22 protein-coding genes are annotated in these 21,296 nt (G+C 36.8%); all 22 read left to right on the forward strand.

Features of this window, described 5'->3' with window-relative positions:
- Window positions 1-107: 107 nt before the first annotated feature.
- The 22 genes from BM305_RS13900 (at window position 108) to BM305_RS14005 (ending at window position 21,278) form a co-directional block, all read left to right on the forward strand.
- Window positions 108-1,007 carry a sigma-E processing peptidase SpoIIGA gene (locus tag BM305_RS13900; RefSeq protein ID WP_092561880.1) on the forward strand — a complete coding sequence of 300 codons (900 nt, stop codon included), beginning with the start codon at window positions 108-110 and terminating at the stop codon, window positions 1,005-1,007.
- Window positions 1,008-1,029: 22 nt separating this feature from the next.
- Window positions 1,030-1,770 carry an RNA polymerase sporulation sigma factor SigE gene (sigE, locus tag BM305_RS13905; protein ID WP_092561883.1) on the forward strand — a complete coding sequence of 247 codons (741 nt, stop codon included), beginning with the start codon at window positions 1,030-1,032 and terminating at the stop codon, window positions 1,768-1,770.
- 118 nt (window positions 1,771-1,888) lie between these two features.
- Window positions 1,889-2,671 (forward strand): RNA polymerase sporulation sigma factor SigG, encoded by a 783-nt coding sequence (sigG, locus tag BM305_RS13910; protein WP_092561887.1) that lies wholly within the window; start codon window positions 1,889-1,891, stop codon window positions 2,669-2,671.
- A 44-nt stretch (window positions 2,672-2,715) separates the two neighbouring features.
- Window positions 2,716-2,982, forward strand: a complete 267-nt coding sequence (locus BM305_RS13915; RefSeq protein WP_330393492.1) for a PRC-barrel domain-containing protein — start codon at window positions 2,716-2,718, stop codon at window positions 2,980-2,982.
- A gap of 72 nt (window positions 2,983-3,054) precedes the next feature.
- The gene (nrdR, locus tag BM305_RS13920) at window positions 3,055-3,507 is read left to right on the forward strand and encodes a transcriptional regulator NrdR (RefSeq protein WP_092561890.1); all 453 of its coding nucleotides are present in this window, start codon (window positions 3,055-3,057) and stop codon (window positions 3,505-3,507) included.
- A 65-nt stretch (window positions 3,508-3,572) separates the two neighbouring features.
- On the forward strand, window positions 3,573-5,108 hold the full coding sequence (locus tag BM305_RS13925) for a YifB family Mg chelatase-like AAA ATPase (RefSeq protein WP_092561893.1): 1,536 nt from the start codon (window positions 3,573-3,575) through the stop codon (window positions 5,106-5,108).
- 4 nt (window positions 5,109-5,112) lie between these two features.
- Entirely contained in the window at window positions 5,113-6,204 is a 1,092-nt protein-coding gene (gene dprA, locus BM305_RS13930) for a DNA-processing protein DprA (protein ID WP_092561896.1), read from the forward strand.
- A 283-nt stretch (window positions 6,205-6,487) separates the two neighbouring features.
- Window positions 6,488-8,548, forward strand: a complete 2,061-nt coding sequence (topA, locus tag BM305_RS13935; protein WP_092561899.1) for a type I DNA topoisomerase — start codon at window positions 6,488-6,490, stop codon at window positions 8,546-8,548.
- 250 nt (window positions 8,549-8,798) lie between these two features.
- Window positions 8,799-9,578, forward strand: a complete 780-nt coding sequence (gene codY, locus BM305_RS13940) for a GTP-sensing pleiotropic transcriptional regulator CodY (RefSeq protein WP_092561902.1) — start codon at window positions 8,799-8,801, stop codon at window positions 9,576-9,578.
- A 168-nt stretch (window positions 9,579-9,746) separates the two neighbouring features.
- A complete protein-coding gene (flgB, locus tag BM305_RS13945) occupies window positions 9,747-10,121 on the forward strand; it encodes a flagellar basal body rod protein FlgB (RefSeq protein WP_092562218.1) in 375 nt (124 codons plus the stop codon).
- A 100-nt stretch (window positions 10,122-10,221) separates the two neighbouring features.
- Window positions 10,222-10,659, forward strand: a complete 438-nt coding sequence (flgC, locus tag BM305_RS13950; protein ID WP_092561905.1) for a flagellar basal body rod protein FlgC — start codon at window positions 10,222-10,224, stop codon at window positions 10,657-10,659.
- Between the two features lie 13 nt (window positions 10,660-10,672).
- The gene (locus BM305_RS13955) at window positions 10,673-10,978 is read left to right on the forward strand and encodes a flagellar hook-basal body complex protein FliE (RefSeq protein WP_092561908.1); all 306 of its coding nucleotides are present in this window, start codon (window positions 10,673-10,675) and stop codon (window positions 10,976-10,978) included.
- 58 nt (window positions 10,979-11,036) lie between these two features.
- Window positions 11,037-12,638, forward strand: a complete 1,602-nt coding sequence (locus BM305_RS13960; RefSeq protein WP_092561911.1) for a flagellar M-ring protein FliF C-terminal domain-containing protein — start codon at window positions 11,037-11,039, stop codon at window positions 12,636-12,638.
- 10 nt (window positions 12,639-12,648) lie between these two features.
- Window positions 12,649-13,653, forward strand: a complete 1,005-nt coding sequence (fliG, locus tag BM305_RS13965; protein ID WP_456297655.1) for a flagellar motor switch protein FliG — start codon at window positions 12,649-12,651, stop codon at window positions 13,651-13,653.
- The gene (locus BM305_RS13970) at window positions 13,646-14,437 is read left to right on the forward strand and encodes a FliH/SctL family protein (protein WP_092561917.1); all 792 of its coding nucleotides are present in this window, start codon (window positions 13,646-13,648) and stop codon (window positions 14,435-14,437) included. Before fliG ends, BM305_RS13970 begins: the two co-directional genes overlap by 8 nt.
- 46 nt (window positions 14,438-14,483) lie before the next feature.
- Window positions 14,484-15,776: a flagellar protein export ATPase FliI gene (gene fliI / locus BM305_RS13975; protein ID WP_092562221.1), complete on the forward strand. Its 1,293-nt coding sequence runs from the start codon at window positions 14,484-14,486 to the stop codon at window positions 15,774-15,776.
- Between the two features lie 30 nt (window positions 15,777-15,806).
- On the forward strand, window positions 15,807-16,262 hold the full coding sequence (gene fliJ / locus BM305_RS13980) for a flagellar export protein FliJ (RefSeq protein ID WP_092561920.1): 456 nt from the start codon (window positions 15,807-15,809) through the stop codon (window positions 16,260-16,262).
- A 2-nt stretch (window positions 16,263-16,264) separates the two neighbouring features.
- Entirely contained in the window at window positions 16,265-17,038 is a 774-nt protein-coding gene (locus BM305_RS13985) for a MotE family protein (protein WP_092561923.1), read from the forward strand.
- Window positions 17,039-17,099: 61 nt separating this feature from the next.
- Window positions 17,100-18,431, forward strand: coding sequence for a flagellar hook-length control protein FliK (locus BM305_RS13990; protein ID WP_092561926.1), 1,332 nt, complete (start codon window positions 17,100-17,102; stop codon window positions 18,429-18,431).
- 12 nt (window positions 18,432-18,443) lie between these two features.
- Complete coding sequence (locus BM305_RS13995) at window positions 18,444-19,235, forward strand: flagellar hook capping FlgD N-terminal domain-containing protein (protein WP_092561929.1); 792 nt, start codon at window positions 18,444-18,446, stop codon at window positions 19,233-19,235.
- A 59-nt stretch (window positions 19,236-19,294) separates the two neighbouring features.
- Window positions 19,295-19,693, forward strand: a complete 399-nt coding sequence (locus BM305_RS14000) for a TIGR02530 family flagellar biosynthesis protein (RefSeq protein WP_092561931.1) — start codon at window positions 19,295-19,297, stop codon at window positions 19,691-19,693.
- A 118-nt stretch (window positions 19,694-19,811) separates the two neighbouring features.
- The gene (locus tag BM305_RS14005) at window positions 19,812-21,278 is read left to right on the forward strand and encodes a flagellar hook protein FlgE (RefSeq protein WP_092561935.1); all 1,467 of its coding nucleotides are present in this window, start codon (window positions 19,812-19,814) and stop codon (window positions 21,276-21,278) included.
- Window positions 21,279-21,296 lie beyond the last annotated feature (18 nt).

A 21,296-nucleotide genomic window follows, 5' to 3' on the forward strand; every position in this document is an offset into this window, starting at 1 on the left:
AAAAAGTAAAAAGATTATTTGATTTACTTCCATGTTTTGACATATTGAAATTGGAAAATATTGTATACTATCAATGTTGAAATGAAATGTAGTCATGGAGGTGAAGGTTGAAGCTCGTTATCTATATAGACTATTTTTTCTTTATCAATTATTGTATGAATTTTTTTATTTTATACATTCATAAGCAAATCATGAAGGAAAAAAGTAGTTTTTTAAAACTTACACTGGCTGCTTTATTGGGAGCATCAGGAGCATGTATGGCTATACTGTTTCCTGAAATTCCAATATTTATAAAGTTTCTATTGCTTTATGTAGGAATTAGTGCAGGAATGATTCGTATTGCTTTCTCATATAAAGGTCTAAAAAAGTTTTGTATCCATGTGTTCATACTTTACTTTATATGTTTCTTTGTAGGCGGAGGATTGTCATTTATTCTTTATCGTTTAGATTTAAATCAATTTTTAAATCAGCTGTCACGGCAACGTTTTGCAGGTGTTACAAGTTTTGTTAATCTGATATGTGCTGTTGGAGTTTTTTGTATACTTATTCCGGCATGCTTACGTATAGTGGCATCGGTTAAGGATAATTATACAAATATATATGCAGTAACGATTGTACTTGATGGAAAGGTCCTGTATGGGAAAGGATTTGTAGATACAGGCAATGGTCTGGTGGATGCACATACGAAAGATCCCGTTGTAATAGCGGAATATGAATGGATAAATAAAATATTAACCAATAATCAAAAAGATTATTTAGAGCAATTTATGAAAATAGGAGAGACTGATTTTAAAGATTATGAAGAACCACCTATTTTAGTACGAATGATACCCTTTCATTCCATTGGAGAAAATCACGGACTGCTGCCAGCAGTCAAAGTGGATCAAATTATGATTGAAAATGGAAAATATACAAAAGAAGCAGTTTCTATTTTGGTTGGAATATATTATGGTAAATTGTCCAATCATAGTGATTATCAACTGTTATTACATAAAGAATTAACATAAAATATTTACAGGGGGAAGTTCAATGCTTTTAAAGATTTCTATACCAAATAAAGTGCAGTTTCGTATGATTCCAGACATCAAGCATATTCTGTTTGGAAAGAGAGGAGATATTCACTACATAGGCGGGGCAGAGGTGCTGCCAGCACCTTTAGAATCAGAGGAAGAAACAGAGATAATTAATTGTCTTGGAACAGAAAGGGATACAGAAGCAAAATCAATTTTAGTTGAGCACAATTTACGGCTTGTAGTTTATATTGCTAAAAAATTTGATAATACAGGTATTGGTGTTGAGGATTTAATTTCTATTGGAACAATAGGGTTAATCAAAGCAATTAATACATTTAATCCTGACAAAAATATTAAATTAGCGACCTATGCGTCTAGATGTATAGAAAATGAAATATTAATGTACCTGCGCCGAAATAATAAGACAAAGATGGAAGTTTCTATTGATGAGCCATTAAATGTTGACTGGGATGGAAATGAACTTTTATTGTCTGATATTTTAGGTACAGATGAAGATATTATTTATAGAAATTTAGAAGATGAAGTAGATAGAAAATTGCTTAACAAAGCTCTTTCAAAATTAAATGAGCGTGAAAGAATGATTGTTCAGTTAAGATTTGGTTTAAACACTGAGGATGGAAATGAGCGGACTCAGAAAGAGGTTGCCGATTTATTAGGTATATCACAGTCTTATATCTCCCGTTTAGAAAAGAAAATTATTAAAAGACTGAAAAAAGAAATGTTGAAACTTGAATAGATAAAAATAAGAATTTATTACCTTAAATTAACAAAGTAATAATTGAATAAAAGGGAGCCATATAGTAAATCATTTTATTGTGACGGAAGAATAAAGTGGTAGATTTGGGAGGTACTATATGGCTCTTTATAAAGTTGAGATTTGTGGTGTAAATACATCAAAATTACCATTGCTAAAAAACGCAGAGAAGGAAGCATTATTTAAAAGAATTTTAGAAGGTGACAAAGAAGCGAGAGACTTATATGTAAAGGGTAATTTACGTTTGGTACTTAGTATAATCCAAAGATTTTCAAACAGCAATGAAAATGTGGATGATTTATTTCAAATCGGTTGTATTGGCTTAATGAAGGCAATTGATAACTTTGATATTACTCAAAATGTTAAATTTAGTACTTACGCCGTTCCTATGATCATTGGAGAAATAAGAAGATACCTGAGAGATAATAATAGCATAAGGGTAAGCAGATCCTTAAGGGATACGGCTTATAAAGCAATTTATGCAAAGGAAGCGTTGACGAAAAAGAATGATAAAGAGCCTACTGTAAGTGAGATTGCTGAAGAAATTGGGATGAGCAGCAGGGACATTACACTGGCCTTAGATGCCATTCAAAATCCAGTATCCTTATATGAACCAGTATATTCTGAAGGTGGAGACACATTGTTTATCATGGATCAGATTAGTGATAAAAAAAATAAAGAGGAAAACTGGGTAGAGGAAATTACGTTAAAAGAAGCAATGAATAAGCTTTCAGACAGGGAAAATAATATTATTAAGCTGAGGTTTTTTGAAGGGAAGACACAAATGGAAGTGGCAGATGAAATTCATATTTCCCAGGCACAGGTTAGCCGATTGGAAAAAACAGCTTTGAAAAATATGAAAAATTATTTATCTGACAAATAAATTGAGGTGTCAGACATATACTGTGATAAGAGGGTTATTTTGAGGTGTCAGCCTTGAGAATGTGTGAGCTGCGGGAAAAGGAAGTAATAAATGCTATTGACTGTCAGAGACTTGGATTTGTCTGTGACATCGAGTTTAATCTGGAATGTGGAAGAATTGAAAAATTGATTGTACCAGGACCATGCAAATTATTTGGTATTATTGGAAGAGAGTATGAATATATTATTGATTTCCGTTGTATAGTCCAGATTGGTCCAGATGTTATTTTAGTAGAAATTGATCCAGAAAAGGCACTTCATAAATGTTGTTAATAAAAATAAATTTTGGTATAATAAGCTTAGCGGAAGTCCGTATGTTTATGTAGTAATATCAGGAGGATAAATATGAAGTGCCCATTTTGTGGAGAGGACAATACAAGAGTAATTGATTCCAGACCAGCGGAGGACAACAGTTCTATCAGGAGAAGAAGACAGTGTGACAAGTGTCAGAAGCGTTTTACAACATATGAGAAGGTTGAGGCAATTCCCTTGGTTGTTATAAAAAAAGACTTAAACAGAGAATCCTATGACAGGGCCAAGATTGAAGCAGGTGTTTTTCGCTCTTGTCATAAAAGACCGATTTCGGTGGATCAAATCAATTGTCTGGTGGATGAAGTGGAAACAGCAATTTTCAATTTGGAAGAAAAGGAGATTGCAAGTTCTAAGATTGGTGAAATTCTAATGGAAAAATTAAAAGAGCTGGATCCAGTAGCATATGTTCGTTTTGCATCTGTTTATCGTGAATTTAAAGATGTAAATACTTTCATGGATGAATTGAAAAAAATTCTAGACAATTAAATTCTAAATTGTTATACTAAACATAGATGATATGCTTTCATTGGGAGAACAATGAAAGGAGTACTATGTTTAGTAAATCTTATAGTGCAGTAATTCAGGGAATTACTGCATCTGTGATTCAAGTCGAAGCAGATTTAAGTGATGGACTGCCAGTGTTCCAGCTCGTAGGATACTTGGGGTCTGCTGTAAAGGAAGCAAAAGATCGGGTTCGGCTTTCCATTAAAAATTCCGGATATAAAATTCCAGCAAAAAGAATTACGGTCAATTTGTCGCCAGCAGATATGAGAAAAGAGGGGACAACCTTTGATCTAGCAATTGCAATTTCTATTTTAATCAGCATTGGAGTTATTGTTAATAAAAACACGAATGAAGTAGTGTTTATTGGAGAATTGAGTTTAGATGGCTCTATAAAAAGAGTAAACGGAGTATTACCCATTGTATATGAAGCAAAAAGAAAAGGCTTTATTAGTTGTATTGTGCCTAAAGAAAATGAAGGGGAGGCTGCTGTAGTAGAGGGGATAGGGGTTTTTGGAGCTTCTCATCTGCTAGAAGTAGTGCGGCATATTAATGGGGAGAAACTGATTCCGCCTACTACATATCAATTGAAGAGAATGAAAAAACAATCTGAAGCAGAAAAATCTGATTTTAGTGAAGTAATAGGTCAGAGTTTAATGAAGAGGGCGGCAGAGATTGCTGTGGCAGGCCAGCATAATCTGATGATGATTGGACCGCCTGGTTCTGGTAAAACCATGCTTGCACAACGAATGCCTACAATTATGCCAGAGCTTTCATTTGAGGAAGCTATGGAAATATCTCAGATATACAGCATTTCAGGAATGCTTAATTCTAATTTTTCTTTTGTTTCTCAAAGACCATTTCGTGCACCACATCATACTATTACACCTTCTGCACTTGCAGGAGGAGGGAGCATACCAAAGCCAGGAGAAATTAGTTTTGCCAACGGAGGAGTTTTGTTTTTGGATGAGCTTCCTGAATTTAGCCGGGAGGCAGTTGAAGTACTGCGGCAGCCTCTGGAGGAACGTAAAATTACAATTTCTCGTCTAAACGCAGTTTTTACATATCCATCTTCGTTTATGCTTGTTGCAGCCATGAATGCCTGTCCATGTGGATATTATCCAAATAGAACAAAATGTCAGTGTTCAGAACACCAGATTAAAAAATATGTAGGGAAAATTAGTCAGGCTCTTTGGGATAGAATCGATTTAACTGCGGAGGCGGTAGAAGTGAATTACAAGGAGTTTATGTATGAAACGTCTATAGAATCATCACAAGCAATACGAGAAAGAGTGACCCGTGCAAGGGAGATACAGACTGAGCGATATAAATATCTTCCTATTCGTTTTAATTCCCAGCTATCTCCCAACCTGATGAAACGGTATTGTGGTCTTGGAAAGGAGAGCGAAAAATATTTAGAAACTATGTACCAAAAGCTAAAAATGTCGGTTCGTTCTTACCATAGAACATTGAAGGTGGCAAGAACAATTGCTGATTTGGACAGTTCCAGAAATATTGAAAAGGAGCATATACAGGAAGCAACCTTTTATCGCGTAACTGATAAAAAGCATTTTGAAATGGAGTGAAGCTATGAATTTAACAAAACAAGAACTTTGGTTCTGGATGGTAAGTATCAAAGGAATTGGAACAGGAAGAATAGATAAATTATTGTCACATTTTCATTCACCTGAGGAAATTTATCTAGCTGGGAAAAAGGAACTGCTTTCTATTGGGGGAATCGGAGAAAAATGTGCTGATGCTCTCGTAAATAGCAGAAAAGAGGAGAAAATTCATAAAGAATACATGGAACTGCAAAGAGAAGGAATTACGTTTCTCACAAAAGAAAGCTTAGAATATCCAGATAAGCTGCGCCATTTCGGAGGGGCACCCTATGGACTGTATGTGAAAGGAAAAATTCCTGAAAATGATAAAATAACAATTGCGGTTATAGGGGCAAGAAATTGTACCAGTTATGGACGAGAAATAGCAAATTACTTTGGAAAGTGTCTCGCAGAATCGGGGGTTCAAGTAATAAGCGGCCTTGCCAGAGGAATAGATAGTCATGCCCATCGTGGGGTAATTTCTGTTGGAGGGGAAACGTTTGCTGTGCTGGGAAGCGGAATTAATGTTTGTTATCCACCAGAACACATTAAATTATACAACGAAATTTTAAAAAAAGGAGGAATTTTATCCGAATATGGATGGAATGAACCACCGTTTGCTCAAAACTTTCCAGCCAGAAACCGGATTATCAGCGGTTTATCAGATGGAATACTAGTAGTAGAGGCAAAAGAAAGAAGTGGTTCCTTTATCACAGTGGATTTTGGATTAGAGCAAGGAAAAGATATTTTTACAGTGCCTGGACGAATTTTTGATCCACTAAGCTTCGGGTGCAATTGGCTTGCACAGTCTGGTGCAAAAATAGTAACAACACCACAGGATATACTAGAGGAATACGGAATCAAATTGAACAAGAAAAGGGGGAAAGAAAAAGCAGATAAACTTGGAGAAAAAGAAAAATTAGTAATGGAGTGCATAAATCTGGAGGCGGTACATATGAATGAAATTGTAGAGAAGGTTCATATTCCCCTTATTGAGGTTATGGATTTGGTAGTATCATTAGAGTTAATGGGACTAATCAGACAGACATCAAAAAATTATTACATCAGGATTATACAGTAAAATAGTTATGGCGGAAAGGTGAGGGGAAATTCCGCCTTTTGCAGAAAAAGTAAGATGATATTTTTTAGAAACAAAGCATACATATTTGGTGAAAAATGTTTTTCTTCTTATATTTACATACTATTACATCAACTGGAATTTTTGAAAAATAAAAATATAACTTGAAACCGTTTAGGAAATGGTGTATGCTTAATGAAGTTTTACGGAATTGGAAAATATGATTTTTACAAAAGAGAATATGATGGTGAATCATATTACAGAGTTTATATAAGGGAGTGATGATATGCCGAAGTATCTAGTGATTGTTGAATCACCTGCCAAGGCAAAAACAATTAAAAAATTTCTTGGAACTAATTATGAGGTGTTGGCTTCTAATGGTCACGTCAGGGACCTTCCAAAGAGTAAGCTGGGCATAGATGTGGATAATGAGTTTGAACCATATTATATTACGATTCGTGGAAAGGGAGAACTGCTTGCTAAGCTGCGGAAAGAGGTAAAAAAGGCAGATAAGGTTTATCTTGCCACTGACCCAGATCGGGAGGGAGAGGCAATTTCCTGGCATCTGTCCCAGGCATTGAATTTAGGGGATAGAACCAACAATCGAATTACTTTTAATGAAATTACCAAAAATGCAGTAAAGAATTCAATTAAACAGGCGAGAAACATTGATATGGATATGGTTTACTCCCAGCAGGCAAGAAGAATGATTGACCGTATGGTTGGATATGGGATAAGTCCTTTGCTTTGGGCAAAGGTTAAAAGAGGATTAAGTGCAGGAAGAGTGCAGTCAGTTGCGCTACGGATAATTTGCGATAGAGAAGAAGAAATTAATGCATTTGTTCCAGAGGAATACTGGACTCTGGAAGCGGATTTTAATGTGCAGGGACAGAAGAAACCATTACGTGCTAAATTTTACGGAAAAGATGGAAAGAAGTTAGTGATTCAAAATGAACAACAGGTGAATGAGATTTTAAGTGAGCTTGAAAAGGTTTCTTTTCAGGTAACTGACATAAAAAAGGGTGAGAGAATAAGGAAAGCGCCTATTCCTTTTACAACAAGTACGTTACAGCAGGAAGCGGCAAAGGTACTTAATTTTTCAACCCAGAAAACCATGAGACTGGCACAGCAGCTTTATGAAGGCGTTGATGTGAAAGGGAAGGGGACAATTGGTCTTATTACCTATCTGCGTACAGATTCTACTAGAATTTCAGAAGAAGCTGACCAGGATGCCCGCAATTTTGTTGAAAATCATTTTGGGGCTGATTTTGTTGCTACGACTGAAAGAATTCAAAAAAATACGGAAAAGAAGATTCAGGATGCCCATGAGGCAATCAGACCCACTTATGTTGAACTTACCCCTACAATAGTCAAGGAATCTCTGGCAAGAGATCAGTTCCGGTTATATCAGCTCATCTGGAAGAGATTTGTTGCAAGCAGAATGCAGCCAGCAAAATATGAGACTACATCAGTAAAAATAGATGGAGGGGCTTATCGTTTTACCGCATCTGCATCTAAGCTTGTTTTTGAAGGTTTTATGAATGTTTATGTATCAGAAGAGGATAAAGAGTTAACGGGAACATTGGCAGGGACAATCACAGAAAATGCAAAGATTGAATTGTCTGAATATTTTAAAAATCAGCATTTTACACAGCCGCCAGCTCATTTTACGGAAGCTTCCCTTGTAAAAACTTTGGAGGAACAGGGAATTGGTCGTCCTAGCACATATGCACCAACAATTACAACAATTATAGCAAGAAGATATGTAGCAAAAGAAGATAAAAATTTATATGTCACAGAACTTGGTGAAGTTGTAAATGCAATTATGAAAACTTCATTTGCAAGTATTGTTGATGTGAACTTTACAGCGAATCTAGAAGCATTGCTGGATAGAGTTGAGGATGGATCGGTTACATGGAAAACAGTAGTGAGCAATTTTTATCCTGATTTACATGAAGCCGTTATTCTGGCAGAAAATGAACTGGAACAGGTTAAAATAGAAGATGAAGTCAGTGATGTGATATGTGAACAATGCGGTAAGAATATGGTTATAAAATATGGACCTCACGGTAAGTTTTTAGCGTGTCCAGGTTTTCCAGAATGCAGAACTACAAAGCCGTATTTTGAAAAAATAGGCGTAGAGTGTCCGTTGTGTGGAAAGGAAATTGTAATCCGCAAGACGAAAAAGGGTAGAAAATACTTTGGATGTGAGGATAATCCTAATTGTGAGTTTATGTCTTGGCAGAAGCCTACAAAGGAGAAATGCCCAAAATGCGGAAGTATTATGATTGAAAAGGGAGCCAAAGTAGTATGTGCAAATGAAAAATGTGGTTACATTAAAGAGTAGGGGATATGCGGTAGATGAGAGTTTATGTCATCTGCCGCAGAATACTGTAAATGTATGGATTTGATTGACAAGTATAGTCCGATAAGGTAAACTAGATATTGTTAAGAATGAATTTCAGCTATTTTTTCTATTTTTTGAAAATTAGGCAAAATAACCAAACGAGTATTGTTTTTATGGACACAATATGTTAAAATGAATAGGAAATTGTAATAGCGAACTATAGATTAAGTTGGATTACAGGAGGTTTCTTATGGGTGTAGAATTACTAGACAAAACAAGAAAGATTAACAAATTGTTACATAATAATAATTCACATAAGGTTGTTTTTAATGACATTTGCAGCGTATTAAGTGACACATTAGAATCAAATGTTCTTGTAATCAGTAAAAAGGGAAAGGTGCTTGGAATTCATAATCGAAAAGATATTGCTGAAATAAAGGAACTGATTAAAGATAGTGTTGGTGGACATATTGATTTGCTGCTTAACGAACGGTTTCTTAATGTCCTTTCGACAAAAGAAAATGTTAATTTAGAAACACTAGGCTTTCAGTTTGATGGAATGGACGGTTATTCAGCAATTATTACTCCGATTAACATTGCTGGGGAACGATTAGGGACTTTATTCCTATATAAATGTTTTGCTCAATATGTTATAGATGATATTATACTAAGTGAATATGGAACTACAGTTGTTGGTTTGGAAATGCTTCGTTCAGTAAATGAAGAGAGTGCTGAAGAAAGCAGGAAGATTCAGATTGTCAAATCAGCAATTGGAACATTGTCTTTTTCTGAACTAGAAGCGATTACCCACATCTTCGAGGAACTAAAGGGGAGTGAGGGGATCCTGGTAGCTAGTAAGATTGCAGATCGGGTTGGAATTACCAGATCTGTTATTGTAAATGCCTTAAGGAAATTTGAAAGTGCCGGTGTTATTGAATCCAGGTCTTCGGGAATGAAAGGAACTTATATCAAAGTACTAAACGATGTAGTTTTCGATGAATTAGAGAGACTGAAGAAGGACTCATACTAACAAGAAACAGGGGTTAATGGGTAAGCATTCATGACTCCTTTCTTATACACAGGCATTTCTTTTTTTGTAAAGCTAGTTTGGTGAGAAAACTAAATATTTCTTGTGTTTTAATATTTTTTTAGTATAATTATTATAGGGAAAGGATGTGACAGAGTGGTTAGTTCAGATATGTTTAGTTATGTTAATGTTTTGGGACAGGCAGCCAGTGCCAACTGGTCAAGAATGGAAGTATTGAATAATAATATAGCAAATGCAAGCACTCCAAACTATAAAAGAAAAGATGTTCAGTTTGAATCTTATCTTTTGGCAGAAGTTGCAGGGGGAGATTCGCTGGATGAAAATATTAAAAATATTGATCTTAGCACGATTAATGCAACCACTTATATAGATCAGTCAAATCTTAGTTATAGATATGATGGGAACAATGTAAATATTGAAACAGAAAATGCTGAACTGGCTAAAGCACAAATCCGGTATCAGACGTTGCTGGATTCTATGACGAATGAGTATAGCAGAATCAGAACAGCACTTACAAAATCCTAGCAGGAAGCTTGTGCAATAACGAATGTCTAAATGGATAATAGCAGTTTATCGGGATAGCTTTCGGTCTGAATGATGAAAACAATGGAAAGGGGAGAATGAAATGTCGGTTTTTGGAAGTATGGACATTAGCTCCAGTGGATTAACAGCACAAAGATTGCGTATGGATGTAATTTCCCAGAATATTGCAAATGTAAACACAACTCGTGATGAAAATGGAAATGTTTATAGAAGAAAATCTGTTGTTTTTGCAGAAAAGGACATCACTTGTTTTTCGGATGCATTGAGCAGGGCATCTGGAACAGTTGGTGATGGAGTAAAAGTGGTTGAAATTGTTGAGGATACCAATACAGAACTAAAAAAGGTATATGACCCTTCACATCCAGATGCAGATGAAGAGGGATATGTATCTTATCCTAATGTTAATACAGTAACAGAAATGACAGATTTAATTGATGCCAGCAGAGCCTATGAGGCTAATATAACAGCGTTTAATGCAGCAAAGAACTTAGCGGTTCAAACGTTACAAATGGGTAAATAGTGGAGGGTAAGGTATGGCAATTTCAAGTATTAGTGCACTGACAGGGAATGAACTTCTGAACTATTCAAATAAAGTTCAGTCAAATAACAATGAAGCATTTGAAACGGTTTTTCAATCTGCATTAGATTTGATCGATGAAACGGATGGATACATAAAGAATTCTGAAGAGGAAGAGATCAAATTTGCTACAGGTGCATCAGATAGTTTAATCGATTTACAAAATGCCCAGATGAAGGCAAACATTTCGTTACAATACACTGTAACAGTGAAGAATGCTATATTGGAAGCTTATAAAGAGATTATGAACATGCAATTCTAAATAAAAATGATAGGACGCAACATTACGGCATAGTGTAGTGTTTGGGAAAGAGGATAATATGGTAGAAAGAGTTAAGCAGATACCGATCCAGTTGTTCGAAACATGGAAGAAATTTTCGAGAAAACAAAAAACTCTTATTCTCAGTGTTATTGCAGCGGTCATTTTAGCGTTGGTTGTTCTGTATGTTACGTTAACAAAAGTGCAGTATGTAGTTTTGTATAAGTTTGAAGATATGAGCAGTGCTAGTGCCTTTGTAGAATTACTGAAAGAAGAGAATATCAAATATAAATTATCAGGTGACGGAATAACCGTAAGTGTTGATTCAGAGCGACGTGAAGATGCAATGATAGTAATGGGAACCAATGATATTCCAACAACCGGAATGAGTTGGCAGGAGGCTCTTGATAATTCTATTTCAACAACTCAGTCAGAGAAGGATCAGAAAATTAACCTGGCATTTCAGAATGAATTAAGGGAAAATCTTTTAACATTTGAAAACGTAAAGGATGCAGTTGTACATGTAACTGCACCAGCTGAAGATAATACGATTTTTGCAGAAAATAAAGAAGCTACAGTAAGTGTTGTGTTAGAACTGTCAGAGGATATGTCGGCAGAAGCAGCAAAGGGAATGGCCAAAATGCTTGCTGGAGCAGTAGGAAATGATACAACAGAAAAGATTACAATTGTTGATACAAAGGCGAATGTTCTGTTTTCTGGTACAGATGAGACGGGATTGGGTGGTACGATTTCTTCATCATCAGAATTTAAAGAAAAACTTCGTAATACATTCCGTAATAATGTTAGGGACATGCTTCTTGCATATGGGTTTAGCCAAGTAGAAGTAAGCGGTGAGAACATTCAGTTTGATATGGATAAAGTATCAGCGATTGAAACTATGTACACCACCAATGAAGGTATGGAGCAGGGGCTTTACAGTAGTACGTATAACTATAAAACTACAGGAACTACGGGTTCAGGAGGGATTCCTGGTACGAGTTCTAATGGGGATTCTACTGACTATATGGTTGAGTCAGAAACTACTTCGGATTCAGAGACAACTTTAGATAAAGCGGATTATTTGCCAAACAGTACAGTGAAAAACATTGAATACGAAGTGGGAGCAGTGGATCATGCCAGTTCTTCCATGGGTGTGGTTTTAACCACATATAAAGTTTATGATGAAGCAGAATTAGAAAGACAAGGAGCTTTAGACGGAACGACATGGGAAGACTTTGTAAGCGCCAATGATGTTCGTGTGGAACTTGAGGTTCCTGATAATGTGATTGAATTAATTTCACAAGTTTCAGGTGTAGCAGATAGAAATATTGCAGTTGTATCCTGGGAACAGCCAATTTTTAATGAAAAGGTTACTACACCAAGAGGATATGCAACTTACTTGATGATTATACTTGCAGTTTTAATTATCGCACTGTTAATTTTTGTAGTATTTAAGAGTACAGCACCAGTTGCTGTTACAGAAGTGGAACCAGAGCTTTCTGTGGAACAGCTTTTAGCTACAACTAAGGAAAATCAGTCTCTTGAAGATATTGAATTCAGTGAGAAATCAGAAACAAGAAAATTAATTGAAAAATTTGTGGATGAGAATCCAGATGCAGTTGCTCAATTATTAAGAAACTGGCTGAGTGACGATTGGGGGTAACTAAATGGAAATGAAAGATGATATTACTGGCTTACAGAAAGCGGCTATATTGCTCATTGCATTGGGACCGGAAAAGTCAGCAAGTATTTTTAAACATCTGAAGGAAGATGAAATAGAGCAGCTCACATTAGAGATTGCTAATACAAGAAGTGTGCCGACCCAAACGAAAGATGCAGTATTGGATGAATTTTATGAAATTTGTCTGGCTCAGCAGTATATTTCCGAAGGTGGCATTAACTATGCAAAAGAATTGTTGGAGAAGGCATTAGGCCATGAAAAGGCCATGGATGTAATCGGTAAGCTTACAGCATCTTTACAGGTAAGACCGTTCGAGTTTGTACGAAAAACAGATGCAAGCCAATTACTGAACTTTATTCAGGATGAACATCCCCAAACAATTGCACTTATCTTGTCTTATCTTTCATCTGGTCAGGCGTCAGCTATTATTTCATCGCTATCACCAGATAAGCAGGCAGATGTAGCAAAACGTATTGCGCAGATGGATCGCACTTCACCAGATGTGATTAAGGAAGTTGAAAAAGTTTTAGAGAAGAAGTTAGCTTCTTTGGTAAATCAGGATTACACAATTGTTGGCGGCGTAGATTCTATCGTAGACATTTTGAATACAGTGGATCGTGGTACCGAAAAACATATTATGGAATCACTTGAAATTGATGAACCAGAATTGGCTGATGAAATCAGAAAGAAAATGTTTGTATTTGAAGATATTCTTTCACTGGATGACAAGTCTATTCAGAGAGTGCTTAGAGAAGTTGATAACAATGAACTTGCTGTTGCACTGAAGGGCTCGAATGAGGAAGTGCAGAATGTTATTTTCAACAATCTGTCCAAGCGTTTGTCTACTATGATTAAGGAAGATATGGACTTTATGGGTCCAGTTCGTTTGAAGGATGTGGAAGAAGCACAGCAGAAGATTGTTAATATCATAAGAAAACTGGAAGACTCAGGTGAAATTATTATTTCCCGAGGTGGAGGTGACGAGATCATTGTCTAACGTTATAAAGAAAAACTATATCTTTTACAATGAGTCTGAAAAAATGATTATTAATTCAGATAGCAGGATGGGCAGTTTTGTACCGTTATCTCTTCAAAGAATTGAACATGATATGCCGGAAAATTCAGAACTGGAAGATAGTCCTCTAACAGAACAAAGTATACATCCAGAGCCAGAGCAGGAACTGGAAGGAGCTTATCTGGAAGCGGCAGAAGAAATCATTGGTTCTGCAAATGAAAATGCTGCTTTGATTTTAGAAGAGGCACAGAGACAGGCAGAGTTGATAAAAGAGAATGCATATCAGGAAGCACAGAAAGCGGGATATGAAAATGGCATGTCAATGGCAAAGCTGGAAATAAAGCAGCTGGAACAAGAGCTGGAAGAAAAAATACTGGAAGTTGAGACAAACTATCAGATGGAACTGGAGCAGCTGGAACCAAAATTTGCTGAATTAACAATCCAGTTGGTTCAAAAAATTACAGGCATATTAGTTGAGGATAAGCAAGATATAATCACATATCTAATTGCTGCTGGCATGAGAAATATGAAAGGTCCTAAAAAAATTGTAGTTCGTGTGTCAAAGGAAGATGCATTTATTGTAAATCAAAATAAAAATAAATTTGCTGAACTTTTAGAGCAAGATGTAATACTTGATGTGGTAGAAGATTCTTCCTTAAAGACAAATGAATGTTTTATTGAAGCGGAGGATCGTATTATGGATGTGAGTCTGCCTGTTCAACTAGAAAATTTATCAAAAGACTTAAGGCTGTTGGCAAATTCATAAATATAAGTAATAGGAAGAAAGAGGCGTTTGTTTGAGTTCTGTAAATATGAAAAAGTATACTGCTTTACTTGATAAAACATTTGAGAAGAGGCTTGGAAAAGTAGTGAAGGTAGTAGGTCTTACAATAGAATCGATTGGGCCAGAAGCAAAGCTGAATGACTTATGCCATATCATTTCCAAGGATGGTCAGCAGGTGATTAAGGCAGAAGTAGTGGGGTTTCGGGATGACCGGGTGTTACTGATGCCTTATGATAAGGTTGAGGGAGTCGGCTTGGGAAGCAGTGTTGAAAACACCCATGCTCCACTTAAAATTAGAGCAAGTAGGGATTTACTTGGTAAAGTATTAGATGGCCTTGGCTGCCCATTGAAGGGCGGGGTAATTTTAAACGGTGAAGAGTATTCAGTAGAAGCTTCGCCCCCAGATCCTATGGAGAGAAAATTAATTGATACTGTTTTACCGTTAGGAGTGAAGGCGGTAGACGGACTAATTACGGTTGGCAAGGGACAGCGTATTGGAATTTTTGCTGGTAGTGGAGTTGGAAAAAGTACTTTGTTAGGTATGTTTGCCAGAAATACAAAAGCTGACATTAATGTAATTGCATTAATTGGAGAGCGTGGCAGGGAGGTTCGTGAGTTTATCGAAAGAGATCTTGGAGAAGAAGGAATGAAACGATCGATTGTGGTTGTTGCTACTTCCGATCAGCCAGCACTAGTGAGAAATAAAGCTGCTAAAACTGCAACAGCAATTGCGGAATATTTTCGAGACCAGGGTAAAGATGTTTTACTAATGATGGATTCATTAACTCGTTTTTCTATGGCTCAAAGAGAAATTGGTCTGGCGTCTGGAGAGCCACCCGTATCAAGGGGATATCCGCCTAGCGTATATGCCGAGATGCCGAAGCTGTTAGAGAGGGCAGGCTATGCACAAATTGGTTCTATTACAGGGCTATATACGGTTTTAGTAGATGGTGATGACTTTAATGAACCGATAACCGATACGGCAAGAGGAATTTTAGATGGTCACATTATGTTGTCCAGAAAGCTGGGGCATAAAAATCATTATCCAGCCATAGATGTATTACAGAGTATTTCCCGTGTTATGTCAAGCATTGTAGCAGATGAGCATAAAGACGTTGCAGGTAAACTAAAAAATGTTCTTGCTACATATAATGAAGCAGAAGATTTAATTAATATTGGAGCATACAAAAAAGGCTCGAATAAGAACATTGATTATGCAATAGAAAAAATTGACTTAGTGAATCAATTTTTGTGTCAGGGAGTATATGAAAAATATGCATTTGATGAAGTGATTGAAAAGTTAGGTGATATTTTTCAATAGTATCAAATAAAAAAGCAAGGTTGTGATAAAATGGCAAAGTTTTTCTATAAAATGCAAGACCTGCTGAACATTAAATTGAAGTTAGAAGAACAAAAGAGGGCAGCGTATGGAGCTGCCAAGAGACATCTAGACGAAGAGGAAGAAAAGTTTGAACAGCTTTCATTGAGAAAGCAAATGATGCAGGAAAGACTTACACAGCTTATGACTTCTCATATCAATGTTATGGAAGTGAAAAGACATAGAGAAGCGCTAAAAATCATTATGATGAAAATGGATGAGCAGAAAATTGCTGTGATTCATGCAACTCGTCAGCTGGAACTGGCAAGAATCACATTAAATGAAGCAATGAAGGAACGAAAGACTCATGAAAAGTTAAAAGAGAAGGCGTTTGAAGCTTTCAAAATGGAACTGCTTAAGGCAGAAGGCAAAGAAGTAGATGAATTGGTGAGCTTTAAATTTAGTAAAGCAAAGGATGAGGAAGATTAATTATGGCGAAAAAGAAAGAAAAAAATTATGACAATATGGATTCTCAAGAGGATTATAGTGAGAGACGGGGAAGCAAGATTGTAAACTTTTTAATTGCTCTGATCGTTGTCCTTATTTGGTTGGCTATTTTTGCTGTACTAATCAAGCAGGATTTTAATGGTATTGGCAGTAAAGTATTAAGACCAATTCTAAAGGATGTACCAATTATAAATCGAATATTACCAGACTCAACTGATGAAGAATTTTTCAGTGAGAATGATTATCCGTATACAAACTTGGAAAGTGCAGTTGCACGAATTAAGGAGTTGGAGCTTCAGCTTCAAGATTTACAAAGTCAAAGTGGTGCTGATAGTGAATATGTCAGTGATTTGAAAGCTGAAGTGGAGCGGCTTCAGGTGTTTGAAAAGAATCAGGCGGATTTTGAAGCCAGGGTTAAGGAATTTGATGAGAAAGTAGTATTTGCAGATGAGGCACCAGATATCGAAGAATATCAGGCTTTTTATGAGCAGATTGATCCAGAAAATGCTGAGGAAATCTATCGTCAGGTAATAGAACAAATTCAATATGATGAAAGAGTACAAGAGCAGGCAGACAGATATGCAAAGATGGATCCAGCAGATGCGGCAGCGGTTTTAGAAATTATGTCCGCAGGAGATTTGGATTTAGTTTGTGGCATTTTAAGTTCAATGAAGAGCCAGCAGAGTGCTTTGATTATGGCACAATTAGATCCTGCCACAACCGCAAAGATTACAAAGAAGATTTCATTGCAGGAGTAAGCTGCTAATGGCATTATGCCTTAGTATAAATTAATAAAAGAGAAAGGAGGAATGAGAACAAATGGCACAGGGATTGCGTGTTCAGGGAATGGATTTGCTTTCTAATCTGAAAACAGCTCAAGCTAGCCAGCCAGCGAATAAAAAGACTTCTGGTAATTTTCAGGATTTAATGGGCACTAACATTAAGAGTCTGAAAAATGAGGAAAAAGTAGTTGTGAAGGATTCTGCCGCTGTAAAGGATATTAACTTTAATAAGGCAGCTTTGGCAGCAAATAAGCAGGAAACAGCAGAGGAGACAAAGGCTGGTGAGATGTTAGAAACAGTTGGAATGGAAACAGAGGATGTATTAGCGTCAGGCAGTGAAGTACTGGAAGGTTTAGAACTGGAGCTGAAGCAAAAAATCTGCGATGTTTTAGAAATTTCACAGGAAGAGCTGGAAAAGCTTATGCAGGAATCAGGCTTGACCGTACTAGATTTGTTGAATCCAGAAAATCTTCAGAAACTGTTGTTTACTGTTGAAAGTGTCTCAGATAAGACAGAATTATTAACAAATGAAGATTTGTTGCAGGAGCTGGGGGAATTAACAGAGACAGTAGATGAATTTGTAAAAGAGAATGAGGTAATTCTGTCACATCTTTTGAATGGAAATAGTAGCGAAGATAATCAATTTTCAGCAGCTGTTTTGGAAAGTATGCCGGAAGCGAGAGAAGATATGCTTCAGGATGCAAAAGGAAAAAATGTGGAACAGGATTTGACAAAAGAAATTAACATTTCAGTGGAAAAAGAGCTAGAAGAAAAAATAACAGAAACAGCTGGGTCAGGTAAGGAAACGTCTAGTCAGGACGCTGACAGTATGGAACAATCAACGGTATTAAATCAGTTTGTAAATTATCTTGTACAGGGTGGAGATAGTGTAGAACAAATTGACACATTAGATTTTTCAAGAGTTCAGCAAATGAGAGAGATCGTTGACCAGGTTGTAGAGCAGATTAAGGTACTGATTAAACCAGATTCAACAAGTATGGAATTACAGTTAAATCCAGAACACCTTGGTAAGGTTAATGTCTCGGTAGTTGCAAAAGAAGGACAGATGACAGCTGTTTTTGTAGTGGAAAACCAGTTGGCGAAGGAAGCATTGGAAAGCCAGATGATGACACTTAAAGATAATTTAAGCGAACAGGGATTAAAAGTTACTTCAGTTGAGGTTACAGTTGCAAATCATGGTTTTGAGCAAAATGAGTTTTCTGAGGGGAACCAGGGTGGATTTCAGAAACAAAATAAGAGATCACTGCGTAGCAGTAAACTGGAGTCAGATGCCGATTTCGATGAAGAAGAACCTGAAGAATCAGATTCTATCTTACAGAGTGGAACGACAGTGGAATTCTCTGCTTAAAGGAGGAAAGAAATGAGTAATTTAACAGCAGCAGTTACAGATGGAGTAGTTCAGCAGACTACAAGCAGCACCAGTACAAAAAGTACAAGGGGAACCAGTGAACTGGGAAAGGATGCATTTTTACAATTACTTGTCACACAGATGCAATACCAGGATCCGCTGAATCCTCAGGCAGATACGGAATTTATTTCTCAGCTGGCTACCTTTTCATCATTAGAACAGATGCAGAATTTGAATAAAACCTTCACCAGTGCACAGGCATTTTCATTAATTGGCCAGACAGTAGTTGTATCTAAAAGCACCGATTCAACCGATTCGACCGATTCAAAGAATTCAAGTGCAACAGTACAGGGTAAGGTAGATTACGTTACTGTTTCAGGCGGCACCACATATTTATCAATAGATGGTACCCTATACTCAACAGACAAACTTCAGACAGTAATTGATTCCAATTATATTGCCCAACAGCAGGCACCAACAGTGACAGAAACAAAACTTGCGTATGATCATGACGATGCGAAGGATGTGGAGGTTCAGATTTCGTTAGGTGAAGAAGAAGGAGAAGCTTCGAGTTTTGCAGTATTAGTGAATGGAAGTTTGATTGATCCAGCTAAAATGAGTTTTGATACAGAAACTGAAAAGCTGACAATTAAGAAGGAAGCATTTTCTGGTTTGGATGCAGGAACATATAAAATCGTTTTCCTATTTGATGACCAGTTAGAAACAACTATTAGCGATAAGGTATCGGTTACTATTACTGGTACAAAGCCAGTCAGTGACAATGGTGATACAGAAACAGCATAGCCATATATGACGACAAGAAACTAAGTTGGCGGACACGATTTCGTTACATGGAGGTAGAAATGAATTATATTACGAATCGAAACCTAACTTCCATTGAGCATATGACAGGCAAACTATTACCAGCTAAAAAGACAGAAGGCAGTAAGAATAGTTTGCAGACAGCCTCCTTTCAACAGATTTTAAGTAAACAGCAGGATATAAATGCATCTGGAGAGCTTAAGTTTTCTAAGCATGCAAATGAAAGATTAGCAAGCCGTAATATTGATTTGTCCAAGGAGCAGATAGCACGACTTGAGTCTGGGGCAGACATGGCCAGAGAAAAAGGAATACAAGAATCATTAGTAATGGTAGATGATCTTGCATTTATTGTTAATTGTAAGAACAATACTGTTGTTACAGCGGTAAGTGACATGGAAAAGGCCGTTTTTACAAATATAGATGGAGCGGTTATTAGTTAGGCAGTTTCAAATTGCTGGCCCTTTGTATAGGAAGCAAGGCATCTTTGAACGACAGAGAAGATGACGAGACTGCATGAATATAGTATGAAATGGTACACATACAGGAGGTAAATAAATTATGATGAGATCATTGTTTTCTGGTGTTTCAGGATTAAAGGTTCACCAGACAAAAATGGATGTTATAGGTAATAATATTTCTAACGTTAATACAGTAGGATTTAAAGCAAGTACAGTTACATTTTCAGATATATTGTATCAGACAACACAGTCCGCGTCCGGACCAAATGAAACAACGGGTGCGGCTGGTAAAAATGCAATGCAGATTGGTCTTGGTGCCAGCATTGCAGGAATTACAACAAATGCCTCTGTTTCTGGTGGTTCACAGAGAACTGATAATCCGTTTGATGTTATGATTAACGGAGATGGATTTTTTGTAGTAAAAAGTGGTGGTACAAATTATTTTACAAAAGCTGGAGCGTTTCAGGTTGATGCAGCAGGTACCTTGTGTACATCATCTGGTGCCGTTGTAATGGGATGGCTTCCTAATGAAGAACAGACAGGAATTGATGTAGGAACGGTAGAAGAGCTTCAGATTATGTCACCTGATAATCTGACGGCTGAGCCAGAAGCAACTACGGAAGCAAAGATTACTGGAAATATTGACAAAAATGATGAACAGCTTGTAAGCACGGATGGAAAGCCAGTTCAGATTAAATTTTATGACAACTTAGGAAATACGTACACAGCCCAGTTTTCCATTAAGCAGTCTGCTACCAATACTAGCCAGTATTCAGTAGACTTAACCGATATTGTAGATAAAGACAATAACTCAATTTTCTTGGTGGAATCGACTAATGCTTCAACAGGAGTAGTTACTACAGCGTTAAACGCTAATCTGGCAGGTGTAACATTAGGTGGAATAACGTATACTGCAAGTTATTCAGCAGGAGAATTAACGTTTACACATTCTTCGTCTAATACACTGTCTTTTAATCCAGGCACTGGTGAGTTTGCAAGTGTGGGTGGAACGACAGCTACCTCTGCTGATAAAAAGTTAGCATTAGCAATTAATGCTGGTTCTGGTGCAGGTGCAGCTGCCGCAGTAGCTCCATTTGATGCCTTTAATATTGACTTTTCTACCATTACCATGTATGCAGCCAGTGGTACTTGTTCACTGGAAGGTTCTAAGGGAGATTTGACGGGAGCTGGAACAGGTAGAAAAGCTGGGGAAATGACAGGAATCAGTATTGACGCTGCTGGTAAGATATATGGCTCTTACAGCAATGGTACAGACCGTATATTAGGACAGATTGCGCTGGCAACATTTGCTAATCCTTCCGGACTAGAAGCGGTTGGTAATAACATGTTTGCAGAAACTCAGAACTCAGGAGAGTTTGATGGAATTGGTGTTGATCCATCTTCCCAGGGTAATTCCTTGACAACAGGTGTTTTAGAAATGTCAAATGTTGATTTGTCACAGGAATTTACTACAATGATTACAACACAAAGAGGTTTTCAGGCAAATTCTAGAATAATTACAACATCAGATACTATGTTGGAAGAGTTGATTAACTTAAAGAGATAATAGTAATGTATGATATTT

The sequence above is a fragment of the Anaeromicropila populeti genome (assembly GCF_900112775.1).
Taxonomy (GTDB): Bacteria; Bacillota; Clostridia; order Lachnospirales; family Lachnospiraceae; genus Anaeromicropila_A; species Anaeromicropila_A populeti.

Coding starts and splice junctions, on each gene's coding strand:
- fliI (WP_092562221.1), top strand. CDS start 14,484: ATGAAAAAGTATACTGCTTTACTTGATAAAACATTTGAGAAGAGGCTT.
- topA (WP_092561899.1), top strand. CDS start 6,488: ATGCCGAAGTATCTAGTGATTGTTGAATCACCTGCCAAGGCAAAAACA.
- BM305_RS13990 (WP_092561926.1), top strand. CDS start 17,100: ATGGCACAGGGATTGCGTGTTCAGGGAATGGATTTGCTTTCTAATCTG.
- BM305_RS13995 (WP_092561929.1), top strand. CDS start 18,444: ATGAGTAATTTAACAGCAGCAGTTACAGATGGAGTAGTTCAGCAGACT.
- BM305_RS13955 (WP_092561908.1), top strand. CDS start 10,673: ATGGCAATTTCAAGTATTAGTGCACTGACAGGGAATGAACTTCTGAAC.
- flgB (WP_092562218.1), top strand. CDS start 9,747: ATGTTTAGTTATGTTAATGTTTTGGGACAGGCAGCCAGTGCCAACTGG.
- BM305_RS14000 (WP_092561931.1), top strand. CDS start 19,295: ATGAATTATATTACGAATCGAAACCTAACTTCCATTGAGCATATGACA.
- sigE (WP_092561883.1), top strand. CDS start 1,030: ATGCTTTTAAAGATTTCTATACCAAATAAAGTGCAGTTTCGTATGATT.
- BM305_RS13960 (WP_092561911.1), top strand. CDS start 11,037: ATGGTAGAAAGAGTTAAGCAGATACCGATCCAGTTGTTCGAAACATGG.
- codY (WP_092561902.1), top strand. CDS start 8,799: ATGGGTGTAGAATTACTAGACAAAACAAGAAAGATTAACAAATTGTTA.
- sigG (WP_092561887.1), top strand. CDS start 1,889: ATGGCTCTTTATAAAGTTGAGATTTGTGGTGTAAATACATCAAAATTA.
- nrdR (WP_092561890.1), top strand. CDS start 3,055: ATGAAGTGCCCATTTTGTGGAGAGGACAATACAAGAGTAATTGATTCC.
- dprA (WP_092561896.1), top strand. CDS start 5,113: ATGAATTTAACAAAACAAGAACTTTGGTTCTGGATGGTAAGTATCAAA.
- BM305_RS13985 (WP_092561923.1), top strand. CDS start 16,265: ATGGCGAAAAAGAAAGAAAAAAATTATGACAATATGGATTCTCAAGAG.
- flgC (WP_092561905.1), top strand. CDS start 10,222: ATGTCGGTTTTTGGAAGTATGGACATTAGCTCCAGTGGATTAACAGCA.
- fliG (WP_456297655.1), top strand. CDS start 12,649: ATGAAAGATGATATTACTGGCTTACAGAAAGCGGCTATATTGCTCATT.
- BM305_RS13925 (WP_092561893.1), top strand. CDS start 3,573: ATGTTTAGTAAATCTTATAGTGCAGTAATTCAGGGAATTACTGCATCT.
- fliJ (WP_092561920.1), top strand. CDS start 15,807: ATGGCAAAGTTTTTCTATAAAATGCAAGACCTGCTGAACATTAAATTG.
- BM305_RS14005 (WP_092561935.1), top strand. CDS start 19,812: ATGATGAGATCATTGTTTTCTGGTGTTTCAGGATTAAAGGTTCACCAG.